Raw genomic sequence first — 13,200 nt, 5'->3', positions numbered from 1 at the left:
ACAGGCCGACTGTGCAAGGAAGTTGACGACCATGACCATCGAGTGGCGCTACACCGTCGAACAGGATCTCGGCGTCCTGTCCGTCTCCGGATACCTGGGTCCGGACGCCGTGCGCCGCTTCGCCGGCGCCGTCGGCTGGGTGGTGGGACGGGGGACCGGCCCAGTCATCGTCGACCTGACCGAACTGCGCGGCTGGTCGGCCGAGGGACAGCTGGCGATCACCGAGGCCGCCCGCCGCCTTGCCGAAGCAGGCCGCAGCCTGGAACTGACCGCGATCCCCGCTGACGGGTCCCTCGTCCCCGACGGAGACTGCCCGCCCATTCCCGTGCACGCCGACCTGGCTGGCGCGCTCACCTCACACAGCACCCGGCACGGCGAGCAGCTGGAGGGCCGCCACGAGTGGCGGACGACAGGGTGGCCGAGCAATGGAGACGACGCGGGCGAGTAAGCGCGGCGGGTTCAGCCGGGGACGAAGGCGCCGTCGAGATCCCGGCCGGGTACGACAGTGCAGGGGTGTCCCTTCCGTGGCGACGGCCACGTCCTCGGCGAAGCCTGTCGCGGCGAGCTCCCGGCCGGAGACGCCGACGGCGACCGCGTGAGTGCGATCAGCGGTGCTCTCGTAGGCCGCCTTGGCGGCGGCCGCCGCGGCAGACAGCGGTCCCGCGCCTGGGGGTGCGGGTCGGAGATGAGGGCACTGGCGCCCAGCAGGTCCTCAAGTGCGGGGCGCAGGCTGCCGTCCGGCCATCGCCCGCCCGCGGCGATCACGGCCACCGGATGCTCGGGCGTGCCATAACCGCGGGCCGTGAGCCAGCTTCCGACCGCGGTGATGTTCCGTGGACACGCGGCGACCACCCGCACGTCAGGTGCCCGCGGCGGCCGCGATCGCCGCACCGTTCGGGGACGGCGGCACCAGGCGCGCGGCACAGGTGGGCCGGGGAGAGGGACCAGGGGCTGTCGGGCGTGACGGAGCAGCGGGCGACGGCCGGCCGCGCACCGGACTGCTGTGCGTAGACGGCGGCGGCCCTCTCTGCTGCGCCTGCTCGGCCGTGGTGGCGGGGCCGTCCGGCAGCCAGAACGGGAGGACCCGGATGCCCGTCTCGACGGCGACGCTCACCGCCGTGGTGAAGGACAGCACGTCGACGATGACAAGACAGGCGGCCTCCGCGGCGAGGCCGCTCGCACCGGCGGGCCCCACTCGAAGCGGATCCCGCTGCCGCACTGGACGGCCCAGTCACCCATGACCCACTCCCCTGCGGGTCAGCTTCGGTCGCCGTCCGCGGCTGAGGTGGTGGCCCGGCCGCCGAAGGACAGCTTGAGCATGCGGGCCTCGCCGCACCGCGGGCACCGGCCTTCCGCACCGACGGCGGTGGGGCGGCACTTGAGGCGGCAGGCCGGGCACTTGAACCAGGTGACGCCCGCGCCACGCAGCGGAATGATTCTCACGCAAGCCTCCCTCACATCACGTATGAAGTTGCTAATCTTAGCAATTGCCGAGGTCGTCACCGATGGTTTCCTGCGTTTCGGTTCTCGTGCGCGGATTCGGCGTGGCCGCTGCCGCACGCGAGGATGGGCCGCATGTGTTTGACGAGTGGGTGGATGCGATGCACCGAGGACCGGCCAATACGGCCGTACTGCTCCGCCGGGGAGGGGACGGCACGATGAGCACGCCGCTGTACCAACTGAAGGCCGAGTTCTTCAAGACGATCGGCCACCCGGCGCGCATCCGGGTCCTGGAGCTGCTGAGCGAGCGCGAGCACGCGGTGGCGGAGATGCTGCCCGAGGTCGGGATCGAGCCGGCCCACCTGTCTCAGCAACTCGCGGTGCTGCGCCGGGCGAACCTGGTGGTGACCCGCAAAGAAGGCTCCACCGTGTACTACTCGCTGACCAGCCCGCACATCGCCGAGCTGCTCAGGGTCGCCCGCACCATACTCTCCGGCGTGCTCGCCGGACAGGCCGAACTCCTCGCCGACCTGCAGGCCGCCCAGACGCAGGCGAAACCGCCTGCGTAGCGACGGCCCTCAATCAGCGGCCCCTCCCGGGAGTTGACAGCGCTCCGTGGTGTGGGAGGCGGCCGCTTCACACCGACTGCCGTAACTCCGGTCGCGGGCGGCCTGTTGGGCTCCTGTCGACAAGTCCTCACCGCCAGGGAGGGTTCATGGGCCTGTTGCGCAAGATCCGGGACACCGGGCGGGTGGCCGAACCCGCGCCGCCGCGCCCGGAGGGCGACGTCCCACCGCAGGCTCAGGAGTTCGGCGGCTCGGTGCAGGTGCGGTGCGTGGATGCCGGTTCCTGCAACGGCTGCGAGATCGAGATCGGGGCGGCCTTCAACCCGGTCTACGACGCCGAGCGCTACGGCGCCCGGCTGGTGGCCTCGCCCCGGCACGCGGACGTGGCGCTGGTGACCGGGCCGGTGACCCGGAACATGGCCGAGCCACTGCGCCGCACGGTCGCCGCGATGCCCGAACCGAAGCTGGTGGTCGCAGTCGGCGACTGTGCGATCAACTGCGGGGAGTTCGCGGGCGGGTACGGGGTCGAGGGCGCCGTCTCCGACGTCGTAGCGGTGGATCTTGCGGTCCCCGGGTGCCCGCCGCGGCCGGACGAGATCGTGGCGGCGCTGAGGAGAGTGACCGGACGGTGAGCCTGATTCCGGCCGCCCTCGCGACGGCCACTGCCTTGGGCTTGGCGGGCGCGTCGACCGCGCTGGTCCTGCCGCAGCGGGTGCGCGGCTGGGTGGTGGGGGTCTTCACGGCGGGTGTGGGGGTGGCTGGTAGTGCGTCGGGGGTGGCTGCGTTGGGAGGCGACGGCTGGTCGGCCGAGATCTCCGGCCTGCTGCCGCTGGCCGGGGCGCATCTGGCGGTGGACGCACTGTCGGGCTTGTTCATGGCGGTGGCCGGCACCGTGGTGGCGGCGGTGGCGGTCTACGCCGTCGGCTATGTGGCCGGGCACGGATCGCATGGGGCGTACGGCCTCGGCTCGCGGGGAGCGCAGGCAATGCTCCCGCTGTTCGCGCTGAGCCTGCTGCTGGTGCCCGCGGCTGCCTCGGTCTCGACGTTCCTGCTGCTGTGGGAGCTGATGGCGCTCACCTCGCTGCTCCTGGTCCTGGCCGAGCACCGCGCCCGGTCCGCCGTACGGGAAGCGGCCGTCTGGTACGCGGTGATGACCCACCTGGGGCTCGTCCTGCTGCTCGCGGGGCTGTCCCTGTACGCCGCGCAGGCCGGCGGGGAGACCTTCGCCGCCCTGCGTGCGGGTACGGCGGGGATCTCGCCGACCGTGCGCGGACTGGTGTTCGCGCTGACGGCGGTGGCGTTCACGTCCAAGGCGGGGCTGGTGCCTCTGCACGCCTGGCTGCCGCGCGCGCATCCCGAGGCGCCCAGCGCTGTGTCGGCGTTGATGAGCGCGGCCATGGTCAACCTCGGCGTCTACGGGCTGGTGCGGGTCGGAATCGACCTGCTCGGCGGAGGACCGGCCTGGTGGTGGCTGCTCGTGATGGCCATGGGCGGGCTGTCGGCGGTGTACGGGATCCTGCAAGCGGCGATGGCCTCGGACCTGAAGCGGCTGCTGGCCTACTCGACCAGCGAGAACATGGGGCTCGCCGTCCTCGGCGTAGGCGCGGCAGGGCTGTTCGCCCACGCCGGGAACGAGGCGCTGGCCGGGCTCGCGCTCGCGGCAGCGCTGCTGCACGTCGTCAATCACGCCGCGTTCAAGGCCCTGCTGTTCGGCGCTGCGGGCTCGGTACTGCGGGCCACCGGGGAGCGGAACCTGGATCTGCTGGGCGGCCTGCGGGCCCGGATGCCGGTCACGGCCGGGCTGTTCGCGGTCGGCGCGCTGGGCGCGGTGGCGCTGCCGCCCGGCAACGGGTTCATCAGCGAGTGGCTGCTGCTGCAGTCGATGATCCACGGACTGGCCGTGCCCGGGGTGACCACGGCGATCGTGCTGCCGCTCGCGGTGGCGGTGATCGCCCTGTCCGCAGGGCTCGCGGCGGCAGTGTTCGTCAAGGCGCTCGGTGTGGGCTTCTTCGCCCGGCCGCGCAGCGAACAGGCCGCGGCGGCCAAGGAGTCACCGCCGCTCATGCTGGCCGGTATGGGACTGCTCGCGGCCCTGTGCGCCGGGCTCTCCCTGGTGCCAGGGCTGCTGGGCGACGGCCTGGACCGCGCGGTGGAGTCAGTTGGGTACGACGGGACGCGGGCCGTGTCCGGTGGCGGGCTGGAGGTACGGCTCGACGAGGTGTCTGCCGCGCTGTCCCCGTTGTGGGTCGTGGCGGCGCTGACGGTGGCCCTGGGCCTGGTGACCGGGGTGCCGCGATGGGCTGCACGCCGCCGGGAGCGGCGTACGCAGGCGAGGCTGTGGGACTGCGGGGGCGGGGCGCCGACTCCGCGGATGGCGTATACGGCAACGTCGTTCGCCGAGCCGCTCCAGCGGATCTTCGACGACGTGCTCGCCCCTGAGCAGGACGTGGACGTCACGCCGGTGCGCGAGTCGGCGTATTTGGTGGAGCGGGTGCGCTTTCGCAACCGGGTGCCCGATCGAATCGAGCACCGCCTGTACCGGCCGGTCCTCGGCTTCCTGGCCGCGACCGGGCAGTCGGCACGGCAGCTCGCGGGCGGCAGCGTGCACACCTATCTCGGCTACGGCTTCTTCGGCCTGGTCACTCTGCTCGTGGTGTTGGTGGTGGGCTGGTGAACACGGTCGGATACACGGCGATCGCCCTCCAGGTGGGCGCGGTCGCGGCCGGGGCGCCGCTGCTGACCGGGCTGATGCGGCAGACCCGGGCCCGTCTGGAGGGCCGGGCCGGCGCCGGGGTGCTCCAGCCCTGGCGCGACGTACGCAAGCTGCTGCGCAAGGAACCGATCACCCCGGTCGGCACGGGACCCGCCTTCCGCTGGGCACCGTCGCTGCTGGTCGCCACCTCGCTGGTGCTGGCCGTGCTCGTGCCGCTGGTGTCCACGGACACTCCTGTACGGGGCCGGGCGGACCTGATCCTGGTCGTGGCACTGCTCGCGCTCGGTACCCTCGCGCTGGCGCTCGCGGGCCTGGACACCGGCACCGCGTTCGGCGGCATGGGCGCCTCCCGGGAGATGACCATCGCCGCGCTCGTGGAGCCGACCATCCTGATGTCGGTGTTCGCGTTGTCGATACCGGCCGGGTCGACGAACCTACCCGTGATCGTCGCCGGAGCAGCGGACCAGCCGGCCAGGCTGACCTCCCCGGCGGGGCTGCTGGCGATCGCCGCGCTCGCGGTGGCGGTGCTGGCCGAAAGCGGCCGACTGCCGGTGGACAACCCCTCCACCCACCTGGAGCTGACCATGGTCCACGAGGCCATGGTCCTCGAGTACGCCGGACCGGACCTGGCCCAGGTCGAGTTCGGCGCGCAACTGCGGCTGACCGTACTGCTGGGGCTGCTCGCCTCGCTGTTCGCGCCGTGGGGCATCGCCACCAGCGACTCGCTCACGGCCGTGCTGCTCGCCCTGCTGCTGGTGGTACTCAAGGTGGCGGTGCTGGGCATGGCGCTGGCGGCGGCCGAGGTGTTCTGGGCAAAGCTGCGACTCTTCCGGGTGCCCGAACTCCTCGCCGGGTCCTTTCTGTTGGCGCTGCTCGCGGTGGCGGCCTCGTACTTCCTGGGTGGTGAGTGATGAGCGACAGCCTGTTCACCCAGCTGCTCGATCTGGCCTGCGGGGCGTTCCTGCTAGCAGCCGTGGTGGTGCTGTGGCGGCGCGAACTCGCCGCGATCGTACGGCTCTTCGCCCTGCAGGGCCTCGCGCTCGGCGCCATCGCCCTGCTGCTCGGGTTGCATGAGGACCGCTGGGACCTGATCGTGGTGGCCGCCGGGATCGGGGCACTGCGGGCCGGCCTGCTGCCCTACCTGATCCGCCGCGCCCTGGCCGCGCTCGTCGCCGACCGGGAACAGGGGCAGGCACGGCCGTACGCGCACAGCGAGGAGGTGCGCGAGACGCAGCCGCTGGTGAACGTCGCCGCGTCCCTGCTGACCGCCGCCGCTCTCACCCTGCTCGCCTACGCGGTCGCCCGCCCCCTGGTCGAACTCGATCCGACGCCCGCCACCCGCGCGCTGCCGGTCGGCCTGGCCGTGGTCCTGATCGGCTTCTTCGTCCTGGTGACCCGACGCCGGGCGCTCGCCCAGGTGGTCGGATTCCTGCTGCTGGACAACGGCATCACCGCAACCGCCTTCCTGGCCGCCTCCGGCGTGCCGCTCATCGTCGAACTCGGCGTCTCCTTCGACGTACTGCTCGCCGTCCTGGTCCTGCAACTGCTCACCGTGCGGGTGCGGGAGGCGTTCGGCACCACCGACATCGACGACCTGCGGGAGCTGCACGACTGATGAACGCCGCACTGACCGCGCTCCTGCTGACCGCGCCCTCCGCCGGACCGCTTGCCGTGGCGGCGGGGTACGCCCTCACCGGCCTCGCCGCACGCGGAACTCCTCCTGCGGTGCCGGGGGCCCGACAGGAGGAGACCCGTCGTCCACAGCTGGTGGGGAAGAGCGTCGCTGCTCCCTCGCGCGAGACCGCGAGCGTGACAGACAACAGCGGGGAAGCAGATGACTCCGCGCCTGGTGAGACGGTTGTCGCTCGCGGGGCGCGCGGACGCCATCCGGCCGACTGGGCCGGACTGACCTCTCCGGCGGTGATCCTCACCTGCGGTGCGCTGCTGGCCGCCGATGTCGGCGGTGGGGGAGGATCCGTGCCCGCGTACTCCGGCCTGCTGCGGGCCGACGCGCTGACCGTATGGATGCTCCTCGTGGTCGGCGCTGTCGCGTTCCTCGCCTGCGCCGCGTCACCCTCGTACCTGGCGGGAGAGCGGGCCGCCGGGCAGGCGACGTACCGGACCGTGTGGCGCTACCACTCCCTCGTACATGCCTTCCTCGCCGCGATGTGCCTGGCCGTGGTGACCGCGAACCTCGGCGTGCTGTGGGTGGCGATCGAGGCCACCACCATCGTCACCGCGTTCCTGGTGGGCCACCGACGCACCCGCACGTCCGTGGAGGCGGCCTGGAAGTACGTGGTGATCTGCTCGGCCGGGATCGCGCTGGCCTTCCTCGGCACCGTGCTGATCTACTACGCCGCCCGACAGGCCGGCATCGCCGAGGCATGGGCCCTGGACTGGCCGACCCTGCTCGCCCGCGCCGATCGCCTCGACCCGGCGGTCACCCGGCTCGGTATCACCCTCGTCGTCCTCGGCTACGGCGCCAAGGCGGGGCTGATCCCCCTGCACGCGTGGCTGCCCGACGCCCACAGCCAGGCACCGGCCCCGGTCTCCGCGCTGATGTCCGGGGTGCTGCTGTCCGTCGCCTTCGCTGCGATCCTGCGCTACCGGGTCATCGCCGACGCGGCGCTCGGCGTGGACTTCACCCGGGTCCTGCTGGCCGGCATCGCGCTGCTCACCCTCGCGCTAGCGGCCGGGCTGTTGCTGGCCCAGCGTGACTACAAGCGGATGCTGGCCTATTCGAGCATGGAGCACATGAGCCTGATCGCCCTGGCCGCCGCCGTGGGCAGCCCACTCGCCCTGTCGGCCGGACTGTTGCACATCGCCGGGCACGGGCTGGCCAAAGCGACGGCGTTCTGCGCCTCAGGACAGATCCTGCTCCTGCGGGGCACGTCGAAGATCGGGGGGGTGCGCGGACTGCTCGCCCAATCACCGTGGCTGGGCGCGCTGTTCGGGCTGTCGGTCGTGGCGCTGCTGGGCTTCCCGCCATTCAGCCTCTTCGCCTCCGAACTCGCCATCGCCCGCGCCGGATTCGCCGCCGGCCCGGGACTGGGCTGGGCCACGGCCACCGCCCTTCTGCTGGTGCTGATCGCCTTCGCCACGCTGGCCACCCGCACCGCGCGGATGCTGCTCGGCCCCGGTGACCCGACCGGCGAAAGCCCCTCCGCTCTATGGCCCCTCGCGCTGGGCCTGGCGGCTTGCGCCGTTCTCGGTATCGCCGCCGGCCCGCTGGGCGACCTGCTCGCCCAGGCCGCCGCCGTCCTCGAAAGGCAGTGACCGATGCGCACCGTGCACGACGTCCACACCGCCGAACTCCCCAAGCGGGCTGAGGCACTGCTGCGCGAGGGACACCGTCTGGCTTTGATCGTCGCCCACCACGACGCAGACGCGGTACGCCTCGTGTATCTCTTCGTCTCCGGGCCGCCCGACATCCGCATCGAACTGCACGTGCGTCTGGATCCCGCTCGGCCCGAGGTGCCCAGCCTGGCCCAACTGTCCTTCCCCGCAGGCCGGTTCGAGCGGGAGATGCACGACCTGCACGGCATCGTGCCCCTCGACCATCCGCTGCCCCGCCGCCTGGTACGCCACTTCCACTGGCCCAAGGGCTGGTACCCGATGCACCCCGACGCCGGGGACCCGCCCGCCTTCGGCGAACTGGAAGGGCCGTACCCGTTCCTCGAAGTCACCGGCGACGGCGTCTACGAGATCCCCGTCGGCCCCGTCCACGCCGGGCTCATCGAACCCGGCCACTTCCGCTTCTCCGTCGTCGGCGAGACCATCCTCAAGCTCAAGGCCCGCCTCTGGTTCGTACACAAGGGCATCGAGAAGCTCTTCCAGGGCCGCTCGGTAGCGGCCGGGCTGCCTCTGGCCGAGCGCATCAGCGGCGACACCGCCGTGGGGCACGCCCTCGCGTACTGCCTGGCCGTCGAGGAGGCCACCGGCACGGCCGTCCCCGAACCGGCCCAGTGCGCCCGCGCGATGCTGCTCGAACTCGAGCGCCTCCACAACCACGTCGCCGACCTCGGCATGCTCTGCAACGACGTCGGACACGGCATCCTCAACGCCCACGCCCAGCGCGTCCGCGAACAACTCCTGCGCCTCAACGACACGGTGACCGGACACCGCCTCCTGCGCGGCGGCGTCGTCCCCGGCGGCAGCACCCTGCGCACCCTGCCCAGCCCCGCCCAACTGGACGCCATCGGCGACGACATCCGCGAGATCGTACGGCTGGCGCTCGGTCACTCCACCATCCACGACCGCTTCACCGGCACCGCGATCCTGCCCACCGAGGCCGCCCGCGACATCGGCTGCCTCGGCTACGTCGCCCGCGCCAGCGGCCTCGCCCAGGACGCCCGGATCTCCCACCCCTTCACCCCGCACGGACAACCCGCCGACATCCCCGTGCACACCAGCGGCGACGTCCTGGCCCGCTTCCTGGTCCGTGTCGAGGAGATCGACGCCTCCCTGGCACTGATCCGGGAACTGCGCGACCGCGTCACCACCGGCGCGGTCCTCGGGCCCACGCCCACACCCGGGACGGGCCCGCGCAGCGGCGTCGGCCTCGTCGAAGGCTGGCGCGGCACCATCGCCACCCGCATCGAGCTCGCCGCCGACGGCACCCTCACCCGGGTCAAGCCCGGCGACCCGTCCTTCTTCAACTGGCCCGCCCTGCCGGTCGCCCTGAACGACACGATCGTCCCGGACTTCCCACTGACCAACAAGAGCTTCAACCTCTCCTACGCCGGCAACGACCTCTGACCGATCAGGACCCCGACTCGCCGCCGCCCACCAGCCGGTGCCCGGTCATGGTGTCGGCCGGATCCGCACCACGTGCTCCATCTCCGTGTCGACCCAGGGTGTGAGCACGTTGGGCGGGCAAGTTCGACGGGGTCCGATACAGGGCTGGCGGAGCCCGTGACGACCACGCTCCCGCCATCCCGGCGGCCGCGCGGGAGAGAAGGACGGCCCCTGGCTCCTTCGATCCACAGCTTCACTGCTGCACCGGTGCTCCTATAGGGCGTTCGGCCCCAGGACGAGGCCGGTCGGCCCTCATCCGTCGATGACGTGACCCCTCTGCATCCCGGTTACTTGTGCACTTGCTCGCCCAGGTAGAAGAGCAGCCACACGAACCCGGCGATCAGATGGGTGCCCAAGACGTAGATGCCCGCCCGGATGGCGATACCACGCTCGATCAAGCTGTCCCGATCCTTGGGTCTCCCTTCGCGGCGCTTGCTTTCCGGCTACTCGTCCGCCTCGGCTCCGTCGCTCACGCTGCTGTCTCCCTGTTTCCCGTGATGTCCACGGTCCTCCGGTCTACGACGGCATCCGGAACCGCACGAGGACCACCTTCCCGGCATGCTCGACGGCCCGTTCCACGCTGACGTCACCGTCGTACTCGGCCGCCAGCTCGGCCACCATCTGCAGTCCCGCCCCCATCGCAGCCGGTTCGAGATCGGGCAGGCGCGGCTCGGTGTCCGCGACGCCGACGACCAGATGGCCCGCCCCGACCGTTATGCCCACGTCGGCGACCGGGGACCGTGCCGCATGCCGCAGCACGTTCACGACAAGCTCGCTGACCACCAGCTGCACCGCGTCGGCGAACGCGGAGCCCGGCGCGACGCCGACCTCACCGAAGCGTCCGGCCACCGCCTCACGGGCCAGCCGCACCGCCTCCGGCCCGATCGGTACCGAGACGATGCGGCCCCGCACCGGCGCCGGCACATGCTCAAGCGCTGCCGCGGGCCGGCCTCTGCGCCACGGCCGGAACGGGCGCCCGCCCGTCACCGCGCCGACTCCGTGGCACGCAGCTCGTCCAACAGCTCCTGACGGCCCGCCATCAGAACGGACAGGATCCGGCGCGCCGCGGCCAGCAGCTCGGCCACGTCCCCGCCCGCCAGCTCGTACACCACGGTGGAGCCGGTACGCGTGGCGGTGACGATGCCGGAGCGGCGCAGCACCGCCAGCTGCTGCGACAGGTTCGACGGCTCGACCTCGATCGCGGCCAGCAGGTCACGCACCGGCGTCGGCCCGTCCTGCAGCAGCTCCAGCACCCTTATCCGCACCGGATGCCCGAGCATCCGGAAGAACTCCGCCTTCGCCTCGTACAGCGGAACCGGCATGCCGATCACTCCTTGTCCGCCCCTGCCGCCTCGACGTCAAGCCCGTACCCGCGGGCCAGCCGTACGGCGTCGTCCAGCTCGTCCTGCGCCACCGCCACGGAGTACACGTCGTCGGCTGCCACGGCGGTCGCCAGCTCGGCCCTGGCCTCCTGCACCCGCGCCAGCAGCGCCTCGGTGACTGTCCCCACCCTGACCTCCGCACTTTGAGTCATATATCAACCAACGCAACTAACCAATTGAAGAACTCTTCAATTGTAGGCTGCGCTATGACGGCGCAGCCAGTCGATGAACTGCGCGGCGTCGGCGTGGGCAGAGAAGTGCGGTAGGTCGGCGACCTGGGCGCGTACGGGGACGTACTCGCCGAACATCTTCAGCGCCCTGGCGCCGTCGACGAGGTCGCGTGCCTGGGTGCCCTGGGCCGCGAAGCCCACCACGACGACGGCTTCGCGCGGATCGGGCAGCAGCCGCCGCGGGTAGTGCAGGACGCGGCCGCCGGTGACCATGCCGGACGCCGAGACGATGACGGCCGGTCCGTCGGCGCGGCTGATCTCGACGCACTCCTGGATGGAACCTGCCGCGAGGAACGGCTCGGGGCTCAGCTCGGCCGTACCAGCGGCCGTGACCCCTGGGCGCAGTTCGAGGCCCGGGTGAGGACGACGTCCCGGTAGACGTCCAGGGCGGCCAGGGCCGTGGGGCTGTCGGCGTACACGCGGACTGTGGCCGGCCGGCGGCCCTGGCGGCGGAGTTCGGCGAGCTCGTGCAGGACGACCTCGGTGCCGGTCGAGGGCGAACGCCGGGATGACCACGGTGCCGCCTCGGGACCTGCCTCGGCCGGGCTTCGGGGCCGTTCGGCCCTGGCGTGTCTGGTGTCCACGTGGTGTGCTTGAAGTGACGGGAAGGACCCCAGCAGACGCGGAGAAGCGGCTGACGGCCGTGCACCGCGCAATCAGGATCCGCGAGAAGCGGGTAGGGGCCCTTCCCGCCCTTTCATGCCGGTCCTCCGCCGGCCAGGCCACAACCCACGCCGCTGCGCGGTCCGGTCCGACGATCTCCGGCTGGAGACGTTCGTTGTTCCGTCCTGCACCACGTACATCTCCAGCCTCGGCGGAGCTGGCAGTCGCGTCACTGGGCCGAAGGGCACCGGGCAGGCCTGGGCGGCCTCTCATCCCATACGGACCGGACAAACAGTGCGGCCGGAAACGCACACCCGGCCGCGCACACGTGATGCGGCACCGCCTCGCGACCCTCGCTCAGCTGTGCCACCCATGGGGAGGGGATGGTCGTGGTGACCGTCTTCCTCCCGGGCACTGGAACGCGATGGTCAGGACACGGTCCTCGTACGCGGCGGTGGCGTCGTCGCCCTTCGCCCCGGCCGGCGGCCGAACGCCCAGCTCGCATCTGCCGGTTGAGGCACCGCCTCATGCGATGTCGCGGGCTCCCGATGGCTGTGAGGTCATGCCGTCGTCCGGAAGATCCGGGTCGAGGTCCGGACGGCGGGGCGGCCCTGAGAGCGCGCAGTCCACGTCCACGACGCCCTCGACGGCCCGTACCAGTCGCGCGGCGATGGGCACGAGGGCGGTGTCCGCGATCCTGCCGGTAAGCTTCACGACTCCGTCGTGCACCTCCACTCGGATCGGTTCGAGGGGCTCGGGGAACAGGTGGGCGACGATCTCACGCCGGATCTCCTCGGCGATGTCCTCGTCGTCGCGCAGGAAGACCTTGAGCAGGTCGGACCGACTGACGATGCCCTGCAGCGTGCCTGCGTCGTCGACCACTGGCAGCCGTTTCACCCTGCTGCACGCCATGATCCGCGCGGCCTGCGCGAGCGACGCGTACGCCGGGATGGTGATCGCCGGTGCGGTCATCAGCTCCTCCGCGGTCACCCCGCGGGCCTTGACCAGGTCGGACAGACGCCGCGGTTGGGTGTACCGGTCCGGGGCGCCGTCGCGGAACTCCTCCTTGGGCAGCAGGTCGGCCTCGGAGACGACCCCGACGACCAGGTGCTCGCCCTCCAGCACGGGCAGGGCGCTGACCTTCCACTGCCGCATGGTCTTCACGATGTCCTTGAACGTCGCTCCGCGTCCGAGGGCGACGACGGTGCGGGTCATCACTTCGCTCACGATGTGCGGAGTGCCGTACATGGCGTCCTCCAGAGTGTTCATATCGCGCGACACCTTCAGGGTCGGCCATGGACCCGCCGGGGACATGGGCCGAGTGGCCCTGTGCCGGGTTCCGATGGGCTCTCGTCGCCTGTGCCGGACGACACCCACCTGGGCCAAGGCTCCCCGCCAAGTGCGCCGAACACGATTCGAGCATGAACAAAGTGCCGTTCGACCCGGACGCGAGGCCACGCGGCCCCTGC

General features: G+C 71.7%; 17 protein-coding genes. 8 read left to right on the top strand and 9 right to left on the bottom strand.

Annotation, left to right across the window (positions count from 1 at the left end; genetic code table 11):
- Positions 1 to 31: 31 nt before the first annotated feature.
- A complete protein-coding gene (locus ACTWQR_RS39670; RefSeq protein WP_443232106.1) occupies positions 32 to 448 on the top strand; it encodes an anti-sigma factor antagonist in 417 nt (138 codons plus the stop codon).
- A gap of 411 nt (positions 449 to 859) precedes the next feature.
- Here the strand turns inward: ACTWQR_RS39670 and ACTWQR_RS39665 are convergent, their stop codons facing one another.
- Both ACTWQR_RS39665 and ACTWQR_RS39660 read right to left on the bottom strand, forming a co-directional pair.
- Positions 860 to 1,195 (bottom strand): hypothetical protein, encoded by a 336-nt coding sequence (locus tag ACTWQR_RS39665; RefSeq protein WP_443232105.1) that lies wholly within the window; start codon positions 1,193 to 1,195, stop codon positions 860 to 862.
- 62 nt (positions 1,196 to 1,257) lie between these two features.
- Entirely contained in the window at positions 1,258 to 1,443 is a 186-nt protein-coding gene (locus ACTWQR_RS39660) for a hypothetical protein (RefSeq protein ID WP_443232104.1), read from the bottom strand.
- A gap of 215 nt (positions 1,444 to 1,658) precedes the next feature.
- On the opposite strand from ACTWQR_RS39660, the gene ACTWQR_RS39655 reads away from it, so the two are divergent.
- The 7 genes from ACTWQR_RS39655 (at position 1,659) to ACTWQR_RS39625 (ending at position 9,477) form a co-directional block, all read left to right on the top strand.
- Positions 1,659 to 2,009 carry an ArsR/SmtB family transcription factor gene (locus ACTWQR_RS39655; protein WP_443232103.1) on the top strand — a complete coding sequence of 117 codons (351 nt, stop codon included), beginning with the start codon at positions 1,659 to 1,661 and terminating at the stop codon, positions 2,007 to 2,009.
- Positions 2,010 to 2,155: 146 nt separating this feature from the next.
- Complete coding sequence (locus tag ACTWQR_RS39650; RefSeq protein WP_443232102.1) at positions 2,156 to 2,638, top strand: NADH-quinone oxidoreductase subunit B family protein; 483 nt, start codon at positions 2,156 to 2,158, stop codon at positions 2,636 to 2,638.
- Positions 2,635 to 4,680 carry a proton-conducting transporter transmembrane domain-containing protein gene (locus ACTWQR_RS39645; RefSeq protein ID WP_443232101.1) on the top strand — a complete coding sequence of 682 codons (2,046 nt, stop codon included), beginning with the start codon at positions 2,635 to 2,637 and terminating at the stop codon, positions 4,678 to 4,680. Before ACTWQR_RS39650 ends, ACTWQR_RS39645 begins: the two co-directional genes overlap by 4 nt.
- Positions 4,677 to 5,630 carry a respiratory chain complex I subunit 1 family protein gene (locus tag ACTWQR_RS39640; RefSeq protein ID WP_443232100.1) on the top strand — a complete coding sequence of 318 codons (954 nt, stop codon included), beginning with the start codon at positions 4,677 to 4,679 and terminating at the stop codon, positions 5,628 to 5,630. The genes ACTWQR_RS39645 and ACTWQR_RS39640 overlap by 4 nt, the downstream gene beginning before the upstream one ends.
- Positions 5,630 to 6,334: a hypothetical protein gene (locus ACTWQR_RS39635; protein WP_443232099.1), complete on the top strand. Its 705-nt coding sequence runs from the start codon at positions 5,630 to 5,632 to the stop codon at positions 6,332 to 6,334. Before ACTWQR_RS39640 ends, ACTWQR_RS39635 begins: the two co-directional genes overlap by 1 nt.
- Positions 6,334 to 7,995, top strand: coding sequence for a proton-conducting transporter transmembrane domain-containing protein (locus ACTWQR_RS39630; protein ID WP_443232098.1), 1,662 nt, complete (start codon positions 6,334 to 6,336; stop codon positions 7,993 to 7,995). The genes ACTWQR_RS39635 and ACTWQR_RS39630 overlap by 1 nt, the downstream gene beginning before the upstream one ends.
- Positions 7,996 to 7,998: 3 nt before the next feature.
- Positions 7,999 to 9,477, top strand: a complete 1,479-nt coding sequence (locus tag ACTWQR_RS39625) for a hydrogenase large subunit (RefSeq protein WP_443232097.1) — start codon at positions 7,999 to 8,001, stop codon at positions 9,475 to 9,477.
- A 326-nt stretch (positions 9,478 to 9,803) separates the two neighbouring features.
- Here the strand turns inward: ACTWQR_RS39625 and ACTWQR_RS39620 are convergent, their stop codons facing one another.
- The 7 genes from ACTWQR_RS39620 to ACTWQR_RS39590 all read right to left on the bottom strand — a co-directional run bounded on the left by ACTWQR_RS39620 (position 9,804) and on the right by ACTWQR_RS39590 (position 12,979).
- A complete protein-coding gene (locus tag ACTWQR_RS39620) occupies positions 9,804 to 9,914 on the bottom strand; it encodes a DUF6126 family protein (RefSeq protein WP_443232096.1) in 111 nt (36 codons plus the stop codon).
- A gap of 118 nt (positions 9,915 to 10,032) precedes the next feature.
- Positions 10,033 to 10,428 carry an ATP-binding protein gene (locus ACTWQR_RS39615; protein ID WP_443232095.1) on the bottom strand — a complete coding sequence of 132 codons (396 nt, stop codon included), beginning with the start codon at positions 10,426 to 10,428 and terminating at the stop codon, positions 10,033 to 10,035.
- A gap of 71 nt (positions 10,429 to 10,499) precedes the next feature.
- Positions 10,500 to 10,838, bottom strand: a complete 339-nt coding sequence (locus tag ACTWQR_RS39610) for an ArsR/SmtB family transcription factor (protein ID WP_443232094.1) — start codon at positions 10,836 to 10,838, stop codon at positions 10,500 to 10,502.
- A 5-nt stretch (positions 10,839 to 10,843) separates the two neighbouring features.
- Positions 10,844 to 11,026 (bottom strand): hypothetical protein, encoded by a 183-nt coding sequence (locus ACTWQR_RS39605; protein WP_443232093.1) that lies wholly within the window; start codon positions 11,024 to 11,026, stop codon positions 10,844 to 10,846.
- A gap of 60 nt (positions 11,027 to 11,086) precedes the next feature.
- Positions 11,087 to 11,386, bottom strand: coding sequence for an MBL fold metallo-hydrolase RNA specificity domain-containing protein (locus ACTWQR_RS39600; RefSeq protein ID WP_443232130.1), 300 nt, complete (start codon positions 11,384 to 11,386; stop codon positions 11,087 to 11,089).
- Between the two features lie 47 nt (positions 11,387 to 11,433).
- Positions 11,434 to 11,712: a hypothetical protein gene (locus ACTWQR_RS39595; protein ID WP_443232132.1), complete on the bottom strand. Its 279-nt coding sequence runs from the start codon at positions 11,710 to 11,712 to the stop codon at positions 11,434 to 11,436.
- Between the two features lie 544 nt (positions 11,713 to 12,256).
- Complete coding sequence (locus ACTWQR_RS39590; RefSeq protein ID WP_443232129.1) at positions 12,257 to 12,979, bottom strand: CBS domain-containing protein; 723 nt, start codon at positions 12,977 to 12,979, stop codon at positions 12,257 to 12,259.
- Positions 12,980 to 13,200 lie beyond the last annotated feature (221 nt).

The sequence above is a fragment of the Streptomyces sp. 2A115 genome (assembly GCF_052245575.1).
Lineage (GTDB): Bacteria > Actinomycetota > Actinomycetes > Streptomycetales > Streptomycetaceae > Streptomyces.
The sequence above is the reverse complement of the archived record's forward strand: the minus strand, read 5'-3'. Positions and strand labels throughout refer to the sequence as shown.